This is a genomic window from Nocardia sp. NPDC049737 (genome assembly GCF_040674755.1).
Taxonomy (GTDB): domain Bacteria; phylum Actinomycetota; class Actinomycetes; order Mycobacteriales; family Mycobacteriaceae; genus Nocardia.
This window is the reverse complement of record NZ_JBFANH010000057.1, coordinates 1-19,436: the sequence shown is the minus strand read 5'-3', so window position 1 is coordinate 19,436 and position 19,436 is coordinate 1. Positions and strand designations below refer to the sequence as shown.

At 64.6% G+C, this 19,436-nt stretch carries 16 protein-coding genes; 4 read left to right on the top strand and 12 right to left on the bottom strand.

All coding sequences use genetic code 11. From position 1 onward, the window contains the following. The 3 genes from AB0J47_RS40245 to AB0J47_RS40235 all read right to left on the bottom strand — a co-directional run bounded on the left by AB0J47_RS40245 (position 1) and on the right by AB0J47_RS40235 (position 2,850). Entirely contained in the window at positions 1-807 is an 807-nt protein-coding gene (locus AB0J47_RS40245; RefSeq protein WP_364359312.1) for a nuclear transport factor 2 family protein, read from the bottom strand. 245 nt (positions 808-1,052) lie between these two features. After that, positions 1,053-1,514, bottom strand: a complete 462-nt coding sequence (locus AB0J47_RS40240) for a DUF2231 domain-containing protein (RefSeq protein ID WP_364359309.1) — start codon at positions 1,512-1,514, stop codon at positions 1,053-1,055. A gap of 82 nt (positions 1,515-1,596) precedes the next feature. Then, positions 1,597-2,850 carry a helix-turn-helix domain-containing protein gene (locus AB0J47_RS40235; protein ID WP_364359306.1) on the bottom strand — a complete coding sequence of 418 codons (1,254 nt, stop codon included), beginning with the start codon at positions 2,848-2,850 and terminating at the stop codon, positions 1,597-1,599. A 324-nt stretch (positions 2,851-3,174) separates the two neighbouring features. On the opposite strand from AB0J47_RS40235, the gene AB0J47_RS40230 reads away from it, so the two are divergent. Beyond that, positions 3,175-4,497: a lipase family protein gene (locus AB0J47_RS40230; RefSeq protein ID WP_364359303.1), complete on the top strand. Its 1,323-nt coding sequence runs from the start codon at positions 3,175-3,177 to the stop codon at positions 4,495-4,497. Between the two features lie 123 nt (positions 4,498-4,620). After that, positions 4,621-5,274 (top strand): VC0807 family protein, encoded by a 654-nt coding sequence (locus AB0J47_RS40225; protein WP_364359300.1) that lies wholly within the window; start codon positions 4,621-4,623, stop codon positions 5,272-5,274. Here AB0J47_RS40225 and AB0J47_RS40220 read toward each other — a convergent pair whose 3' ends face one another. Continuing rightward, on the bottom strand, positions 5,275-5,829 hold the full coding sequence (locus AB0J47_RS40220; protein ID WP_364359297.1) for a PadR family transcriptional regulator: 555 nt from the start codon (positions 5,827-5,829) through the stop codon (positions 5,275-5,277). It lies immediately after the preceding gene. Positions 5,830-5,916: 87 nt separating this feature from the next. Here AB0J47_RS40220 and AB0J47_RS40215 point away from each other — a divergent pair, with 87 nt between their 5' ends. Beyond that, positions 5,917-6,318 (top strand): nuclear transport factor 2 family protein, encoded by a 402-nt coding sequence (locus AB0J47_RS40215; protein WP_364359294.1) that lies wholly within the window; start codon positions 5,917-5,919, stop codon positions 6,316-6,318. On the opposite strand, the gene AB0J47_RS40210 is transcribed toward AB0J47_RS40215, so the two are convergent. From AB0J47_RS40210 to AB0J47_RS40175, 8 genes are all read right to left on the bottom strand, one after another. Beyond that, positions 6,312-7,739, bottom strand: coding sequence for a lipase maturation factor family protein (locus AB0J47_RS40210; RefSeq protein WP_364359291.1), 1,428 nt, complete (start codon positions 7,737-7,739; stop codon positions 6,312-6,314). The genes AB0J47_RS40215 and AB0J47_RS40210 overlap by 7 nt on opposite strands. Positions 7,740-7,757: 18 nt before the next feature. Continuing rightward, a complete protein-coding gene (locus AB0J47_RS40205; protein WP_364359288.1) occupies positions 7,758-10,103 on the bottom strand; it encodes a glycosyl hydrolase family 65 protein in 2,346 nt (781 codons plus the stop codon). Further along, positions 10,100-10,864 carry a beta-phosphoglucomutase family hydrolase gene (locus AB0J47_RS40200; RefSeq protein ID WP_364359285.1) on the bottom strand — a complete coding sequence of 255 codons (765 nt, stop codon included), beginning with the start codon at positions 10,862-10,864 and terminating at the stop codon, positions 10,100-10,102. The genes AB0J47_RS40205 and AB0J47_RS40200 overlap by 4 nt, the downstream gene beginning before the upstream one ends. 41 nt (positions 10,865-10,905) lie before the next feature. Further along, a complete protein-coding gene (locus tag AB0J47_RS40195; protein WP_364359282.1) occupies positions 10,906-11,775 on the bottom strand; it encodes a MurR/RpiR family transcriptional regulator in 870 nt (289 codons plus the stop codon). 209 nt (positions 11,776-11,984) lie between these two features. Continuing rightward, on the bottom strand, positions 11,985-14,138 hold the full coding sequence (locus AB0J47_RS40190; protein WP_364359279.1) for a hypothetical protein: 2,154 nt from the start codon (positions 14,136-14,138) through the stop codon (positions 11,985-11,987). A 419-nt stretch (positions 14,139-14,557) separates the two neighbouring features. Next, on the bottom strand, positions 14,558-16,138 hold the full coding sequence (locus tag AB0J47_RS40185; RefSeq protein ID WP_364359276.1) for an FAD-dependent monooxygenase: 1,581 nt from the start codon (positions 16,136-16,138) through the stop codon (positions 14,558-14,560). Positions 16,139-16,250: 112 nt separating this feature from the next. Then, positions 16,251-17,342 (bottom strand): dihydrodipicolinate reductase, encoded by a 1,092-nt coding sequence (locus AB0J47_RS40180; RefSeq protein ID WP_364359273.1) that lies wholly within the window; start codon positions 17,340-17,342, stop codon positions 16,251-16,253. Next, positions 17,342-18,334, bottom strand: a complete 993-nt coding sequence (locus AB0J47_RS40175; protein ID WP_364359270.1) for a Rieske 2Fe-2S domain-containing protein — start codon at positions 18,332-18,334, stop codon at positions 17,342-17,344. Before AB0J47_RS40175 ends, AB0J47_RS40180 begins: the two co-directional genes overlap by 1 nt. Positions 18,335-18,533: 199 nt before the next feature. Between AB0J47_RS40175 and AB0J47_RS40170 the strand changes: the two genes are divergently transcribed. Further along, positions 18,534-19,106: a TetR/AcrR family transcriptional regulator gene (locus tag AB0J47_RS40170; RefSeq protein ID WP_364359345.1), complete on the top strand. Its 573-nt coding sequence runs from the start codon at positions 18,534-18,536 to the stop codon at positions 19,104-19,106. Positions 19,107-19,436 lie beyond the last annotated feature (330 nt).

The window sequence follows — 19,436 nt, the reverse complement described above, 5'->3', positions numbered from 1 at the left end:
CTAGATCGAGTGAATGAATATGCGAATGCCGGTGATTCGTCGACTGTCAGGGGCGAAGTCGACGAATGCGACACCTTGGGCCGCGTCGAGCCGGACACTCGCACTCACCGTGCGTCCGGCCGCGATCAGCTTGTCCCACTGCATATTTCGCGCCCGATTCGTGAATTCCTCCAGCGAGATTCTGGTTCCGGCCGGGAGTTCGATGGTCGTGCGCTCGCCGAGCAGCCGACGAACCCGCGAGATATCCGTCGCCGCAGCGGCCGAGAATATCTGGGCCGCAACGCGTTTGCCCGATCGGCCGATACCGCGCAGTGCCTGCATCATGGCGAGCATGCCGTCGAAGCCCTGATTGGCGATCAGCTGCGGGCCCAATTTCAGTGCGGCGCCGAGTCCGGGCAGTCCGGTGCGCAGCAGCTGCACGATCATCGCGGCCAACTCCCAATGGGCGGCCAGCCGGGTGATCTTCCAGACGCCGTCCTCCTCGACGAGGTCGTAGCGCAGGTGCATGGGCACCGCGACGGTGGCGCCGGTCGACATGGTGGTGCGGATCAGCAGGTCGCGGACTACGGTCGACGGGCCGACGAAGTCGTGGTCGACCTGGAAGGCGATGGTATTGGGGCCGATGAAGGTGTCGTAGAACCGTTCGATCGCCGCGCGGCCGATATGTGGGCGGGAACCGACCGGATCGTTGACCGTCGCCTCGGCGGTGAACAACTCGACCCAGGCCGCCTTGTCATGTGCCGCCACCGCACGCGGTGACGCCTGGACGGCCGCGATCAGGTCCTTGGCTTTCGAATCCAGCGGCATGGCAGTTCCTCCTAGCTACTGCGTCACATGGTAGAACATGTTCTAATTTCGGCGCCGGCGGGTCGATGAGAAGTGCCTGGTCCACTCGAAATCGATCGTGCGCAATCTGCGCGGGAACGCGACGATTCCGGGGCCCTTCAATGGGGCGTTGATCGAGACGATTGCCGTGTCGTGTCCGAACCGCGGCATGGTTGTGGTCCGCGCGGCGGCACCGAATGCGGCCCGAAGCGATCGAGAACATGGCGTTACGGCGCTTGGGCACCCCACACGGCATGCGAGCCCGAATCTCCGATGCGATACACCTGTGTGGTCGCCGCACCGCCGGCGGCGATCGCCAATACCGCCGCCAGCACAGTGACCACGCGCCCCACCGGACGACCACGCTCATCGCGCAGGTGGACGACGATGAGCAAGGCCGCTACGAGCAATAGCGGCACCACGAAGTAGATCATCGTGTTGCCGAGATCCGCGTGCTCATCGATGGCGGGAGATCCGCCGAGCTTGTGCTGAAGCCACTCCCCCGCCTCGGTCGTCACCGGTGTCAGGGCGACAGTGATCGCGGCCAACGCGGTAACCAGCCAGATCAGCCGCCGGCGAGCCGGAGGCCATACTGCCGACAAGATGAGCAGCCCCGCGGTCAGCGGTACGAAGACCACGATGAGGTGCACCAGCAGCACGTGCGCGGGTAACCCGTTGATCGTCGACATGAGGCGCTCCCAGCGTTCGTGACCGCAGCAGCGGTGCGGCCCAAGTATCTCCCTCACCTCACGGATCAGCGCGGTACTCGGTTCATCCCGGCAATCGGTCCCCCTCGACGACCTCCGCCGCCTCACCGACCGGATAGAACCGATGCACCATGAGCGCCGCCGCCAGTAACCGCGAACCGTTGGGCTCACTCGGATCGATACCGGTGAGTTCGGCGATGCGCTTGAGCCGATAGCTGAAGGTATTGGGGTGCACGTGCACTTCGGCCGCAGCCGCCTTGCGATCGGATCCGTGCCGCAGATGCGCCTCCAGCGCCTCGAACAGATGCGAGCGCAACAGCAGCGGGGCAATGCGGTCGGCAAGCCGGTCCCGGGCCGGACCCGGACGGGTCAGCTGATACTCGAGTAGTAGATCATCCAGGTCGTACAGTCCGCTCGGCCGGTTGAGCAGGCGGGCCAGTTCGGCCAGATCGGTCGCCTCCTGTACCGCATGCGGCAGCAGCTCCCGCTCGACCGCGCGACGTTCGGCGAGGAAGACATCGACACCGAACTGTTCGGTGAGTTCGGCGGCCAGCCGCTCGTACTCCTTGGAATCGGATCCGCTGGGCAGCAGCGCGATTCCGGTCGTGCCGTCGAATGTGCTCAACGCCTTGGTTCCGGCGATCCCGTCCAATGCCCGTTGCAACACCCGGATTCGACGACGGGTGAGCAGATCGGCGACCACGATCGGGTGATCGTCCGGCCGGATGTGAATGGCGAGCACGGTATAACGTTCCGCGAGAACGACATCCGCGCGTGCCGCCAGTTCCTCCGCGGCCTGGCCACGCAACAGCGCCGAACACAGCGCCCGACGCGCCTCGCGTTCGGCATGGTAGATCGACTGCTCCACATCGGTATACGCCTCCACCACGGCGACATTGATATCCCGCAGCAGATCGAGCAGCCGAGCGCCGAAGGCGATCAGATCGTGCATGTCCTCCGGCGTGGCCACTGTCGCCGCCTCCTGCAGGATCACCTGACCGGAGCCGTGTACCGCATGCATCAACAGCCCCAATGGAATTCGGTCCTCGGCATGCCGCTCGGCCACCGGACCGACGAATTCGATCACCTCGGCCCCGGTGAACACCCGCTGCTCCTGGACCGCACGCAGGAAGGCCTGGCCGCATCCGGCGATCGCGGGCAGCACCTCGTCGGTGAAATGCCCGTCCGGCAGATCCGCGGCCGGCGGTGTCGAGCCCAGGCCCGCCGCGAGCATGCGTTCGGCGATTTCGGGTAACCGACGAACCAGTCGGGCGATTATCGGGGCGTCTTTGGACAGCGGGGGCAGGACCACGGGCATGACTTGCACGTTACCCAACCCAGCCATTTACTGATGAATCTCGTAATCGCTCGGTTTGTCTCTGAAGACAAGATTTCCGTGGATTCTTCTCGTCCGTGTGTAGTGACAACTCATCTCAGCATGACCCTGCTCACCTGCGCGTTCCACTGCGCTCCGAGTGACGACAGTCACCGTCGACACAGCGGTTAGGAGAAAAACACCCGCCTCAATTGTGTTTCGGGACAATTATTTTTCCCTCCCCGCATTGCTACGTTGAGTATCGGTATTCCGGCGTCATTTCAAATAAGACACCGTGCCGGTGCGCCTTCGAAAGGATGTACAGGAATGAGCGTGCAGGCCGACGCTGGAAGGGAACCGGCACACCCGGTTGCCGAAATGTTTCGTTCGGGTCGGCCACTACAACCGGAGCTGGATCGGTTCTATCGGCCGCCGGCCGGTTTCGCACGCTTCGCCCCCGGCACCATCCTGCGGACGCGTGCGGTCGAGCTCGCACTGTTCGGCCGTGTGCCACTGAAGTTTTCGGCCTGGCAGCTGCTGTACCGCACCAGCAACTTGCACGGCACCGCGGAGGCGGCGGTTACCACGGTGCTGCTGCCATGGGGTGCCGACCCGCGCGAGCCGCGGCCGCTGGTCTCTTTCCAGTGCGCCATCGACGGCGTCAGCTCGAAATGTCTGCCGTCATACGCGTTGCGGCGGGGCGCGCGGGCGCTCGGCTCGATTCCGCAGATCGAACTGCCCGTCATCACCTATGCACTGGCCCGCGGCTGGGCGATCTCGGTGCCCGACCACGGCGGGCTGACCGGACATTTCGGCGTGCCACGCGAACCCGGCTACCGATCCCTCGACGCCATCCGCGCGAGCCTGCGCTTCGCCCCGCTCGGCCTGACCGATGCGACTCCCGTTGCGCTGTGGGGTTATTCGGGCGGCGGCCTCGCCACCGCCTGGACGGCGGAACTGGCGGCCGAATACGCACCCGAACTCGATATCGTCGGCGCGGTCGCCGGCTCACCGGTCGGCGATCCCGGTTCGGCCTTCGCGCGGTTGAACGGCACCTTCTTCGCTGGTTTCGCGACGGTGTGCGTGGCCGGACTGCGCCGAGCCTACGCGGATCTGGATCGCATCCTGCGCGCCCATGTGAAGACCGAATTCCTCGATCTGCTCACCGATGCCGAAACGCGCACCACACTCCATCTGCTGTTCCGGTTGATGGGCAAGAACGTCGACGACTACAGCCACCGCACCTTCGCCGATCTACTCGCCGAACCGGGCCTGCAGCAGATCATGGCCGATATCCGTCCCGGCGTGCATGCGCCCGCCATGCCGATGCTCGTCATCCAGGGCGTCAATGACGAGCTCATCGCCGTCGACGATATCGACCAGCACGTTGCCCGCTACACGGTCCGCGGCGCGCATGTGCGCTATCTGCGCGACCGCCTCAGCCTGCATATGCCGCTGCTGTTCATCGGCGCACCGGCCACCATGAACTGGGTGGCGGATCGATTCGACAATCGTCCACTGCCCGCGGCGGGCACGAGAACGGTGTGGTCGGTCGCCTTCACGAGACGAGAGGCACTGGGCCACTTGCGTTTTGCCGCGCTTTTCGTGCGTATGCTCGCAGGCAGGCCGATCCGACAGTTCCGTCGGTAGGCGGTCCGGCATGACAGTTGTCATGCCGGACCCGTGATGGTTGGCAGATTTGTCGCCCACCGTCGATCCGTAACGTCATTTCGCGTAGTGCACAGCCGAATTCACCAGCCAGGAGCACCCGTAATGACGACCACCGCACCGTCCGCGGCGGAGCCGACCGCCGCGCCACGCTTCAACCCGATTCGCGCACTGGCCTCGATCGCCCGCGATGTCGCGGTGCCGATCGGCGCGTACTTCCTGCTGACCGGCCTCGGCTACAGCGACTTCACCGGTCTGCTCGCCGGCACCCTGTTCTCGGGCGCGGTGCTGCTCATCGAGACGATCCGAACGCGGCGCCTCGAACCGTTCGCCGCGATCATGCTCGGCGTCTTCGCCTTCGGTCTGATCGGTTCGCTGATCAGCGGCGACCCCCGGATGATGATCGTCAAGGATTCCGCGGGCACCGCGATCGTCGGTATCGCCTTCCTGATCAGCACCGTGGTCGGCAAACCGCTGACCTACCTGTCCGCGCGCAAGGCAGTCGCGGCCGCCGGACCGGCCGAGCTCGCCGAATTCGAGGCGTCCTACCGGGCGAACCCGGCCAAGCGCCGCGGCTTCAACACCCTGGCCATTGCCTGGGGCGTCGGCCTCGTCGCGGAAGCCACCGTCCGCATCCTGCTGGCCTATCAACTGCCCATCCACACCATGGCTTGGCTCTCGCCGGTCCTGTCGATCATCTTCTTCACCCCGCTGATCGCCCTCAGCGTCCGCTTCGTCAAGCGCGCCCGTCGCAGCTGACTACTTCCGCCGCTGGTCCCGATATTCGGGGTCGGCGGCGAGGCCTTCCCAGAACTCGGCATAGGCCTGTTCGTGCAGGATGCCCAGGCGCAGGATGCGCGCACGGGACACCGCGCGCACCTTGTCGTTCGGGTCGATATCGGTGTATAGCGATCGATACTGCTCGAGGAGGCGACGATGCTGGGCGGCCTCACTGTTCGCCAGGGCGACCACATCACCCGCAGCGCCCAGATCGGCGAAGAAGAGCTTGAGCTGTGCCGGATCGCGGGTCTCGGCGGGCGGGCTCTGTGGATCGGCGAGCCAGCGCTTCAGTTCGGCCCGACCCGCATCGGTGAGATGGAAGAGTCGACGCCGCCGGCCGCCTTGCTCGGCCTCCTCATCGAGCAACCCCTGCTCGGCCAGGCGCACGGGAATTCGATAGAGCTGGGCATGCGGCACCGGCCAGAAGTAGTCGATGCTCTCCTCGAGCTTGGCCTTCAACTCATAGGGGGTGAGCGGTCCATGCCGGGCGATAAGCCCGAGCACGATGTGGTCCTGCGGCCCGAGATCCGGCATGCCTTCTCCATCTCATTGACACCGTCTCACTGAGACTATAAGTTAATACCATCGAGACCGTATCAATGAGACTATCGAGGAGTAACGATGCGCGACTTCGGCATCACCCTGTTCGACGAATGGACCGCGATGTGGAACGGCGACTTGGCGCTCGCGGACAAGATCATGGCCCCCGAATTCACCCTGCGCTACGCCCAGCCGGGCGCCAGCCAATACGACGATATCCACGACCCGCAGACCTTCGCCGCCAGGATCGCCGAATTCCACGAACAGCGTCCCGGGGTCCGGTTCACACCCCAGGGCGAGCCGGTCGTCGAAATAGACGACACCCGAACGGGATTCGTGGCAAGGCCGTACGGTTCGGCGTTCACCGGACCGAATGGCGAGCAGGTCGACGTGAGCGGCACCGATATCCTGCGCTTCACCTCCGGCCTGATCACCGAGGTCTGGTCGGCCTCCGGCGGCGCGGCCGGCCGCGGCTACTACTGATTCAGCGCCATCGGCGGGAGATACTCACCGACCAGGGTGCGGCGCCACAATGTGTGCTCGTGCTGGAGTTCGTCCCGAGTCGCGAAGCGGTACAGGTAGATTCGCGCTCGCACATACGTCGGCGGCGCATCATGGAAGGGACAGCGGCGCAGTAGCCGCAGGGTCGCAGGGTCGTTGCGCAGCAGTCGCTCGACGAAGGCGAGCAGCCAGCTGCGGGCGTAGGAGGGGGAGATCGCGGCGAACCACATCAGCCAGTCCAGCCTCAGGTGGTACGGAGCCCATTGCCGTGGCCATCGCCGCGGATCCCCCGGCTTACCCTTGAACTCGTACTCCCGCCACAGTGTCCGGTCGGTGATCTGCGCCTCGTCGGTGCCCTCGAACACCACCTCCTCGCGGGTTCGGCCGATACTGCCGAACGCACCGTAGGTATTGACCAGGTGTAGTGGGTTGAAGGACGCATTCATGCGCTGCTGGCGCGAAATCAGATTGCGGGCGGGCCAGTAGCTCAGCAACACCACCAGAACAGTGCACGCGATCACCAGACCCGCGAACCACGGCGCCGCCGCGGGCATCGACGGCGGATCGGGCACGGGCAGAACCGCTTTCGCCGAAGGCACATCGATCACAGTGGTGGCCAACAGAATCGTCACCCAGTTCAACCAGGCGAAATTGCCGGACAGCACCAGCCACAGTTGGGTGACGATGATGAACGCGGCGGCCACGCTCGCCACCGGTTGCGGTGCGAAAAGTCCCCAGGGCACAACGAGTTGGGCGAAATGATTGGCCGCCACCTCCACTCGATGCAGCGGTTTGGGCAGGCGATGGAAGAACCAACTCAGCGGGCCGGGCATCGGCTGGGTCTCATGGTGGTAGTACAGGCAGGTCAGATCGCGCCAGCAGGTATCGCCACGCACCTTGATCAGACCGGCGCCGAACTCCACCCGGAACAGCAGCCACCGCGCCAACCACAGCACCAGCACCGGCGGCGCGACCCGATCATTGCCGAGGAAGATCGCCAGGAATCCGGCCTCCAGCAGCAACGACTCCCACCCGAACGCGTACCACGCCTGCCCCACATTCACGATCGACAGGTACAGCGCCCACAACACCGCCCACAGCAGCATCGCCACCCACAGCGGCACCAGATGCAGCACACCGGCCACCACCGCGGCCGACAGCGCCGCACCGGACCAGGCGATCGAAGCGAAGAACCGATCCGAATAGTGGAAATGGAAGATGCTGGGAGCCCGGCGAAATTCGACCCGCCGGACGAATCGGGGCACCGGCAACATCCCCTTCGCACCGATGAGCGCTCGGAATTGCCGCGCCGCCGCCACGAAGGCGATCAGATAGATGACGGCCAGGCCGTGCTGGAAAACCAGTCTGCCCAACCAATACTCGGACTCGGTGAACGATGGCATGCCCGCTCCTTCGTACCGCTACCCCCGCCGATATGGCGCCCGGCCCTTGGGTAGCAATGGCTCGGGTCGATCGGATTGCCGCGGGATCGGCAGCGTCACCGCGACCTTGCTGAGTGTCGTATCGCGACCGTGGTGGCGCAGGACGACCGAATCTCCGGACAGCAGTCGATAAGTCGCGGAATGGGGGGTGATCTCGACGGCTATGCCACTGCCGCGCCAGATGATTCGGAAGGCCAAGCGCCCGATATTCGTGGGAAGTCGTGGTGCGAAACTTAATTCACCACGGTGGTCGCGCATGCCGCCGAAACCGAAGACACAGCATAGCCATGCTCCGGCGAGTGAGGCCATATGCAGGCCGTTGGCGACATTGTGATGCAGATCGTGCAGGTCGGTCAGTGCGGCTTCGGCGAAATAGTCGAAGGCGAGCGAGAGATGGCCGACCTCGGCGGCCATAACGGACTGGCCAGCGGCCGACAGCGATGAGTCGCGGACGGTCAGTGCCTCGTAATAATCGAAGTTGCGCGCCTTCTGCCCGGGGGTGAAAGCGTCGGGACACAAGTACATTGCCAAGGTCAGGTCGGCCTGTTTGACGACCTGCTTGCGATACAGATCGAAGTACGGGTAATACAGCATCAGCGGATACTTCTCCGGCGGCGTCGCGGCGAAGTCCCAGCGGGCATGGTCGGTGAAACCCTCGGATTGCTCGTGCACCCCGAGTTTCTCGTTATAGGGCAGGAACATACGTTTGGCACGGTCGCGCCAGCCGCGGATCTCCTCCGCATCGACATCCAACTGCTCGGCTATATCCGGCTGGCGCACACAGGCTTCGGCGGCTTCATCGAGGTTCCGCTGTGCCATCAGATTCGTATAGATGTTGTTATCGGCGAGTGCGGAGTATTCGTCGGGACCCGTCACGCCGTCGATCCGGAAGTTCCCAGCTGTGTCGTAGTGCCCCTGGCTCACCCATGAGCGCGCGGTCTCCACCAATAACTCGACACCGCATCCTCTTTCGAAATGCTTATCGCCGGTCGCGGCGAGATATCGGACCACCGCATCGGCGATATCGGCATTGACGTGCACCGCGGCGGTGCCGGTCGGCCAGTAGCCGGAACCCTCGTCGCCATTGATGGAGCGCCACGGGAACATCGCTCCGGTGTGGCCGAGTTCGTGTGCTCGCTGACGGGCCCGGTCAAGGGTGGCGTGCCGCCACCGCAGTGCGTCGCCGGCGGCCACCGGCACCGTATAGGTCAATACGGGCAATACGAAAGTCTCTGTGTCCCAAAATGAATGGCCGTCATAGCCGGGCCCGGTCAGCCCCTTGGACGGTATCGCGCGGGTCTCACCGCGTGCGCCCGCCTGTAAAACATGGAACAGCGCGAATCGGACGGCCTGCTGCAGTTCCGGATCCCCGTCGATCTCGATATCGGCGGTGGACCAGAAGTTGTCCAGATACGCGCGCTGCCGGGCCAGCAACGTATCCCAGCCGGTCTCGAGGCCGGCGGCCAATGCCGCCTCGACCTGGGCCCGCAGCGCCGGTACCGAGCGCCGACTCGACCATCCGTAGCCGAGATACTTCGTCAATCGCACGCGCTCCCCCTTGGCGACATCGACCGCGATCGTCAAGCGGGCCATATCCTCCTCGGCGTGCACAGTGCACCGCGGCGTCGCGTCGACCTCGAGTTCGTGGTCCATGGCCGCAGCCATACGCAACCCGGATCTTCGGGTGTGGTGGACGAGTACCGCGGAGAAATCCCGTGCGGTGCAGAAGTCCGCGACCAAGGGGTGATCCAGTGCGGCCGCGAGCCGGGGATCACCGTGCGAGGTCGGAACCGGTTCATTGGCGAGCAGATCCGATTGGATGACCAGCTCGAGATCGTCATCGAGCGGTTCGACCTCGTACCGGATCGCGGCCAGGGCGCGTTCGGTGAACGACACCAGTCGCTCCGAGCGGATTCGCACGCACCGACCCGTCGGCGAGGTCCAGACCGTGGTGCGCCGCAACGTACCCGACCGAAAATCCAGTACCCGTTCGTGCTCGACGGCCTCGCCGTAACGCATATCCATCGGCTCGTCCTCGACGAGCAGCCGAATGATCTTCCCGTCGGTCACATTGACGACGGTCTGCCCCTCCTCGGGATAGCCGTATCCCGCTTCGGCATAAGGCAATTGGCGCTTCTCGTAGAATCCGTTGAGGTAGGTGCCCGGCTTGCCGACCGGCTCGCCCTCCTCAAAAGTGCCGCGCAGCCCGAGGTGTCCGTTGGAGAGCGCGAAGATCGACTCGGTTCGGTGCAATGCCTCGAGATCCAGTCCGCACCAACGCAAGTGCCATGGCGCGATCTCGAAGCCACGGCAGTCGGCAGTCATTGCGGTGGCCCGAGCTCGGCCAGATCGGTGACGACCACATCCGCCCCGGCCCGACGCAGTGCCTCGGCCTGCGTACCATCGCGCACTCGATCGACGCCGACCACATACCCGAAGTCACCGGCCCGACCGGCCGTCACCCCGGCGATGGCATCCTCGAACGCCGCCGCCTGTTCCGGCTTGACGTCCAGCGCCTGCGCAGCCGCGAGAAATGCGTCCGGCGCGGGTTTGCCGCGCAGACCGCGGCTGGCGATTTCGACTCCGTCGATGCACACATCGACGAACCGGGTCAGCTCCGCGACCGCCAACACCTCGTGGGCATTCGCCGATGCGGTCACCACACCCGTCCGCAATCCGGCCGCTCGCGTCGCCTTCAAATAGGCCAGCGATCCCGGAAAGACGTGTACACCGTCGCGTTCGAGGAACGACAGGAGCAGCCGATTCTTCCGATTGCCGAGGCCATGTACGGTCGGCTCGCCCTCCGCCGCATCGGGTTCGCCCTCCGGCAGCGTGATCCCCCGCGAGTTAAGGAACTCACGGATACCGTCCGCCCGCGAACGGCCGTCCACATAGCCCAGATAGTCCGATTCGGTGAACGGCTGGAATGGGCCGGGGCTCCGTCCGGCCAGAAACTCGTCGAAGACGGCCTTCCACGCCCGCCGATGCACCGCCGCGGTATCGGTCAATACACCGTCGAGGTCGAACAGCGCCACCGAGATCGTTTCGGGCAATCCGAGCTCCCGGAGATCATGGCTGGGCGTCATATCCAAGCGGTACCCGAGGACGGCACCGGCAAACGGCGCGGCTACTCGAGCAATTGCTCGTCGAGGATGTCGCTATCGGTGCCGACGGATTCCAGGCGCAGTGCGACGGCGGTGACCAGGGCGTGCACCAGTCCGCTGAAGGCGGTCAGCGAGCGCAGCACGGTGAGGGAACCGGTTCCGACATAGAAGGTCACATCGGCGATGCGAGCCAGCGGGGAGGACGCGTCATCGGTGAGGGCGATGGTGGTGGCGCCACGGCGGCGCGCCGCCTCGACCGCGCGCACGGTGTCACTGCTGTAGCGCCGGATCGATACCGCGATGAGTGCGTCGCCGGGTTCGATATCGCGCAGTTCGTCGGTCAGCAGCCGGGCAGTCGCCCCGAGCTGGCGGACCCGATGACGCACCAACTGCAGCTGGTAGGTAGCGGCATATGCGATCGCCAGGCAGCGCCGCAGCCCGATGACGTGCACGGTCGAGGCATGCGCCAGCGTCTCTACCGCCCGGTCCCAATCGCCGCGATCAATGCGCGCGAAGGTACGGGACATATTGTTCGTGTCGTATTCGGTTATCGCGGTGAAGAACTCGTCGTTCGAGCTCGGCGGCGGCGCGTCGGCGGGTCTACGCACCAGATACGCCTCGGCGGCGAGTTGTCTGCGGCAGAGTTCGACCAGGCCCGGATAGCCGGGCAGGCCGAGCATGGTCGCGAAGCGCACCAGCGAGGAACGGTGCACCCCCGCCAATTCGGCGCTCTGGCCGATGCTGCGGAATGCGGTTCCTTCCGGATCGTCCAATACCAGCCGCGCTATGCGCTGTTGGCCCTCGGCCAGTTCCGGTAAGCGCTGCTGCAGGACGGCGCGTAGTTCCTGATAGGTAGTGGGAGCGCTGTCCCGCACGGTGAGCCTCGCGATCATTCGGGGTACTCGAACGATAGGCCGTCACCATAACTGACTGCCCGTCTGGTTCTAGTGCCCCCGGGCAATCACGTTCAACCCACAGGTTTCTACCAGTTTTCGGGGCTATGCGAATAGGTTCCCCTTGCTGTGAGATCAGGTTCCGCATCCTGAGCCCGGACCACGGATCTTTCACCTAACGAATATTGTCAGCCTGCCCACACGCCCGCCTACGAAGACCATGGGTTGGGTCCGCCATTCGGATCGAGGCTGTTGAAGTTGGCCAGTTGGCGGTTCGACAGCTGCAACGCCTGAAGAAGATTCGCGTCGTTCTGGTTGTGGTAGTAGTTCGTGGCCGCTTCCTGGTGCTGTAGCGCCAGTTCCCGTCCGATGTGTTGGCGAGTATCGCGCCCGACGTTGCGCCATTCGTCCGGGGTGATGGTTCTGAGCTGATGTTCGTCGCTATTCATGACCCGCCGCACGAACTGGTGATCTACGGCGTTCGGGTTCATCGGTGCAGTGGAGTGCCGCACGAAGTTGTCCGCAGCGACCACGGCCTGCCCCGCGAATGCCGGCAGCGCGGCGATGCCTTGGTGGTTCTCCACCGCATACCCCGCAGCGACCGCCTTCTGTAGGGGCGCGAAGCCGTTCGGGTTGTAGTCTTTCATGCTGGCCTTCTGGACGGCCAGCGCACGCTGGGCATCGATCACCTGCTGATCGGTCGCACCCATCGCCAGCAGAATCGGAGCGATCATCGCGTCCGGGACCTTACTGTCGCCCAGACCGTCCAGAATATTTTGGACACCCAGGGCGGACCCGGTTCCGCGGTCTATTCCGGTCAACCGCCCGGCGGCCTTGACCCGCCAGTTTCCGCGGCCAGCGTGGTTGTACTCGTGCAATTGCCGCACCATCGGCGAGACGGCGATGTTGTTGAGATCCATCCCCTTTTTCCTGCGCGCCAGCGGGTTCAACGGGCCCACCGTGGCCCCGAGGAGCCACGCGGTCGCGGGTGACGCATTGATCGTGTTCAGCATGCCCATCTCGGACATCAGCCCGCCGTGCAGCGAACCGCCGGCCCGAGCATCACCCATGCCGAGTGCCGATCCCCCGCCGCCTCCACCGCCAGGGCGCGCTCCAGACCCCTGCACGGCGAGCGCGAACCGGTTGGCGATCCAGTCGTTGCCCCGGCTGAGGCTGCGGCTCAGGCGTTTGAGCTGGGAGATGGCGACGATCTCGACGGTGCCCGCGATGACGATCACCGCCATGGTCTGCCCCTTCGCCTGCGCGAAAAGATTGCCCATGAACAGCACATAGATGCCGAGGAAGATGGTGTAGGCCGTCATCCGGCCCGCCGCGACAAAGCCGTCGACGATATTGCGAACCAGAAAGGTCTGCGTCGGTCCGTAGACGAATCCGCCTGCGGCGAAACCGAATATCGACATGAACCCGTGATAGATCGCGTCCAGCGCGGCCTTGATGACCCGGATGCCGAGCACCACCGCGAAGACCAACAGGATGCCGCCACAGATCAACAACATCAGACCGGTGCCGACCTGCCCCATGCTCGGATTCTGGGCCTTGGCGTAGGCGGCGGAATCACCGCAGCCCTGCATGCCCTTGCGGACCCGTTCGTCGTCGCCCGCGATCATCCCCGTGGACCAGGCCGACCGGCAGGCCGGTTGCTCGTCGACCACATGGCCGAAATTCCACACCTGCACCGGGCGGCGGGCGAAGTTGTCCGCCAGATCGCGCTGCATGGTCGTCACCAGTTGGTTCGGATTCGGGTTGTTGTTGCCGTTGAGCCCGGCCGCCACCGAAATTCCCAAATCCCTACCCTTGGCGAGCAATCCGTCCGAGGACAGCACATCGCCCAGCGGCTCGGCCAGGAATACCGGCCCGAGCACCGCGACACCGAGCATCGTGACGATCTGCAGCATTGCCTTGGCGTGATAGCCACGCATCCAGAACCAGGCGACGCAGAAAGCACCGATTGTCGCCGCGGTGATCAGCAGCATCGGCGTCGCGATCTGGCCGGTCAGCCGGTCCGCGACGCCGGTCAATGCCGAGCCGAACATATTGAGCCACTGGAAGCTCAGCGCATTGCCGATCAACCAGATGGCGGTCGTCACGATGGCGATATAGCCGATGAATTCGAAGCCCAGAATGGCCCAGAGGATCGTCGACCCCGGATCCAGCACGCCGCCGTGATCGGTCGCAAAGGCGTAGTTCGCCAGCGGAACCCCGAATGAATCGCGGATGTGCATCCAGCTGAGGCCGTCGATTTCGGAGACACTGCTGCCGGTCGCGGCGGCCTGGTACTGCGCACTGGCGAGCCCGCCGACAAGTCCGGGAAAGACGAACAGCACGAAGATGACGGCCAGCACCCAGCCGACACGCCGTCGCCAACGAATTGCATGGGATACGACGGGGCGCGGACAGCACCCCTTTGGATCCTCGGATCCCCACCTCGGCCCGACCGGCCGCCTCTTCGACCGTCTGGCCATACCCTCAGCATGACGCAACTATTGTTGCGTGGCAACACTTTTGCGATACTAGTTGTTCACCTAACGTCCACTTCGTACGCTTCCCGCGGGCCATCGTGACGGCACTTCGGTGCGGGTCCCGAGGAGTCTCGCTGAAACCTCCACGATCGACGCCGAGCACACGAAAACCGCCCTCCTGCACCGCCTGGCGTCCTTGACCGCGCTCAGCGCACTGTGTGAGGGACACGCCTGAACCCTCTGGGCGCGCAGCCACTTCTCCCGCAGGGACCTGCGGGAGAAGTGGCGGGAACAACGACCGATCAGCGGGACTGACCGGCGGGCACTGGTGTTTCGACAGGTGCGCCGAACCAGCCGGCGAGCGCTTCTCGCAGCGCGGGCGCGGCGGTATCGATGGGTTCCTCGACCGTTGCCGCCCAGGCGATATGGGCGTCGGGGCGAATCAGCAGGGCGTCGGCTGGGCGGTGATCGGTTCGGGCGGTGTGGATTTCGATGCGGGGTTGCCAGTCTCGGGCGATCTCGAGGAGTTCCGGTCGATCGGCGAGGACGAGCAGCATGGGCCGCGCGGTGTGCATGAGCTCCGCGACGCTGGTTGCGCCCTGGTCGGTGTAGAGCGGAAGGTCGGGCGCGAAGGTGCCGGTCAAGGCGTGCTCGTTGGCGTTGGGTAGCGGGTAGCGGATGTCGGTGCCCGCGATGAGGGCTCCAACGCGACGCAATGGCTTCTCGTCGAGGAGCAGTTCCTGGAAGACCTGCCGAAGCGCTTCGGCGGCCGCGTCCTGTCCGCGCCGCAGCGCCACCTGGGCCCGGGTGTGCAGCAGTGTCCGCGCGCCGGCGAGGTGACGTTCGTCGTGATAGGTGTCGAGCAGTCCCTCCGGCGCCCAGCCGTCGATGTCGGCGGCCAGTTTCCAGGCAAGGTTGACCGTGTCGAGCATGCCCGCATTGATCGCCACACCCGTTGCCGGGAACAGGTGGGCCGCATCACCGGCCAGCAGGATCCGCCCGGCACGGTACCGTTCGGCCAACCGATCCTTGAAGGTGAAGCGCGACAGCCGAATCGGCTCTCCCAGTGGTAGATCCGCGCCGAGTACCCGGCGGACGCTGTCCTGGAACTCGGTCAGGGTCATCGGTTCGTCGTCGTCGTATTCGGTGGACTCGTCTTCGGCGGTGAATAGACCGAGCAGTCCGGGAGTGGTCGACCCGTTCGCGAACATACCGCGCTCTGTTTGCGTGAAACCCGCGCGGACCTTGCCGAACCCCGGGACGTCGAGGTCGCCATTGTCGAGCACGGTCACCGAATCGTGCACGGCGACCTGAACAAGCCGGTTTACCTCCGGATACGTGGTACCGGGAAATGCGATGCCCGCCATATCGCGGATCCGGCTGCGCCCGCCGTCACAGCCCACCAGGTATCGGGCGGTCACCTGGTACGTCCCGTCCGGTCCGCGCACCTGCGCGGTCACCGTGGCGTCGTCCTGGCTCACCGCGACCACTTCATGTCCGCGGCGGATCGCCGCACCGAGTTCACCGACCCGTTCACCGAGCACGCGCTCGAGTCGATGCTGCGGGAGCGGCAGCGCGTGCAGCGGCGGATCCGGCAGGTGCGTCAAGTCCACGTGCACACCGCCGAACGGGAACCGGGGAGGCGGGATCGGATCGGTGTTGGCCGCTTCGCAGCGTTCCAGCAGCCCGCGGTAGCGCAGCAGTTCCAGGATCTGTCCGCCGATACCACCGGCTTTCGGGATGTCTCGGGGGTGCGGCGCCCGCTCCAATACCAGCGGCCGCACCCCGGCCAGTCGCAACTCGGCGGCCAGCATCAGCCCCGTCGGGCCCGCACCCACGATGATCACATCGGTGTCGGTCACATGCATTCGGTTATTTCCCATCTCCGCAGGTTCTGGCCTCGGCCAGCGATTCTGCAGCACGACCCGGGTCTTGCCACAAGCCCCCGGGTGCGTTATAAGTTGAGAAGGGAAATGAGTGGGCGCGCCCCGTTTCCTAGTTCTTGAAACGACCAGCGAATCCGCGCAGCGGGAGATCCGCACTGGTCAGCAGTCCCGGCGGAGCAGCCACCACGGACGCGATCGCATTGAGCGCGGGCAGTCCGGTGACGGTCATGCCGATCGAGGCGAAGTTGTCCGGATTGGAGAGGTCGACGCCGGGCTTCGGGAGAATCATGTGCTTGTTGTAGATGCACGGATCGCCCTTGATCTGAGTTATGTAGCAGCCCTTGATATTCCAGCTCGGGTCGGTGTGCGGGGTCATCTGCCACTCCAGATGCGTCTCGATCCTCGCAACACCGTCGACCATGCCCTGGTACTTGATGTGACTACCGCCGAGCGAGCCCTTCGGCAGCCGGTACCAGCCCAGATCGATATCCTTGGTGCAAGCGCCGAGTTCACATGTGAACTCGACCCCGTCTAGATCCAGACCGAAGCAGTCGGCCATCATCAAGACGCTGTCGGCGAAGACACTGGTGTATTTCTCCAGCTTGCCCGAGATGCTCGGATCCTCGACCGGTAACCCGTAGCCGACCTCGATCCAGGTCTCCTTCGAGTGGTGACACGACACGTCGACGGATTCGAGGGTGATGATGCTCTCGATCTCGGCGACGTCGGCGGAGCACACCACACCGAGGATCTGGTTCAGGCCCGGATTCATGCCGGTGCCGTAGAAGGTCGAGCCGCCCTTGGCGCATGCCTCGCTCAGCAGCTGTGTCACCGGCTTGCCCGACGGGTGCGGGTGGTTGGTGTCGCGATGCCAACCCGTAATCCAGTCCGCGGTGGTAACGATGTCGATGCCCGCTTCGAGCACCTGGACGTAGAGGTCCTCGTCGGGGAATACGCCGTGGAAGGTGAGCACGTCGGGCGCGGCGGCGATGATCTCCTCGACCGAGCCGGTCGCGATGACGCCGTTCGGTGCCAGACCGGCGATCTCGCCGGCGTCCCGGCCGATCTTCTCCGGTGTGTAGCAATGCAATCCGATGAGTTCGAGATCGGGATGGTTGCCGATTCGTTTGATCATCTCGGTTCCGACATTGCCGGTGGCGACCTGGAACACTCGGATCGGCGCCTTGGTTGAGGCGTTCATCAATGCCTGCTTTCGTGCGTTGGATAGAACTGCTCGGCCCAGATGCGGATGGCGTGGAAACCCTCGTACTCACTTCCGGACAGTGCCGGTGGATCCGAGTAGCGCTGGTGCTGCCAGATATTCACGTCCTGGGTGAACTGGCGAATGACCTCCTGGGCGAACGCCTGTGCTCTTCGCTCGGCCTGCGCCGGATCGGAGCTGGGCCGACGGCCGATGTACACGCTGAAGCGAACATCGCAGGTGCTGTCGTCGACCGGGGTGACCGCCGTGATGGTCCGGTTGTCGACCATTCCCCAACTCTTGGTCACCGCGACGCCGAGTCCGCCATTGATCGCCTCGACGCCACTGTTGACATCCTCGATGGACTGTCCGTCATCACCTTCGAAGGTGATCGTGAAGTCGACGTAGGACACCGGTTCGTCGAAGTCGTGCCGGGTGAATACCGGCACGATCGGCGTCTGGTGCACGAACTTGAAATGTGCGAAGTCGACACCGTTTTCGAGCACGTATTGCGGATGCAGTTCCAGTCGTTCCCGGAACAGGGTGGCCGATGGATAGTAGTCGGCCGGGCCACTGTCGTCGCCGAATCCGGCGAACACGTCGGGCACATCGAAGTAGGGCGAGCGACCGTCGATGTCGTGCCAGATGTACACAGATTCGTTGCGCTCGACGACCGGATAGGTGCGGATGCGCCTGCCCCGGTTGGGATGTTTCTCGTACGGAATGCAGACGTTGCGGCCCTCATGGTTCCATTGCCAGCCATGAAAGGGGCACTCGATGACCTCGCCCTCGACGTGACCACCGAATCCGAGATGAGCGCCGAGATGCTCGCAGTACGCATCCATCACCGTCAGCAGACCCGACTGTGCCCGCCACGCCACCAACTCCTGGCCGAAATACGTCATCCGGTGGACCGCACCGACGCCGACCTCGGCCGACCATGCGACTTGGAACCATCCCGTCGGCTTCATCGATAGCGGCGGCTTCGCCATCTCGCTGTCCTCTCTCGGCAGATCACAGTGACCGCTGTGAAATTATCACAGTGGGTACTGTGAAAATATGAAAAGCGGCTCAGCGGGCAGGGATTCGAATGCGGCCGGATCCGCTCCGCCCGCTAACATCTGGAAAGTGACCGACCGGGATGGCTATGAGCGACGCACGAATCGCCGTGGCGATGCCACCCGGGAGAACATGCTGAAAGCGGCGGTGCGCTCGCTGGCCACCGGAGACCCCGGCGCAGTGTCGGCCAGCAAGATCGCCCGCGAGATCGGCGCCACCTGGGGTGCGGTCAAATATCAGTTCGGCGATAACGACGGGCTCTGGGCCGCCGTGCTGCACTACACCGCCGAGCGGCGAGCCGAAATGCTCACCTTCACCGACACCGCGGCACCGCTTCGTCAGCGAGTCGCCGGCATCATCGACACCCTCTACGCGGGACTCACCTCCCCTGACTCCCGTGCGATCGAAAATCTGCGTGCCGCGTTGCCGCGCGATCACACCGAACTCGAACAGCTCTACCCGCGCACCGCCGCCGAGCTCGCATCCTGGGGCCACGGCTGGCTCGAAACCTGCCAAAACGCCTTCGCAGACCTCGGCGTGGACCCCGACCGCGTCGAGGAGATCGCAGCGCTGATTCCAGGCGCCATGCGCGGCATCAACTCCGAACGCCAACTCGGCACCTACTCCGACCTCGACAAGGCTCGGCGTGGACTCACCAACGCCATCGTCGCCTACCTCGAGGATTCGGGACGCACGGCGGTTTGACGATCACCCGACCCGGATCAGCAGCGCTGAACCCGCCAGAGATTCACTGGTGCGGGAGCTGGTGTGCGGCCCGGCTTTGCGCGTACACCAACAGTTTTGGTGGTGCTGACGGAAGCGCCGGGCCACGTTCGCGGCAATGCTGCATGAGCGACTACGCTCACCGCAATATCGGCATGGGTGACGTGATCAACGAGGGAAGGCGTAATGGAGGATCTCGCCGCGCGATTCGAGGAATTGGGTCGCCTGGTACCGATCCCCCACCCATGGGACATAACGGAATACATCGCGCGGGTGGCAGAGTACCGGGGACGGCCGATCACGTTGTGCCCG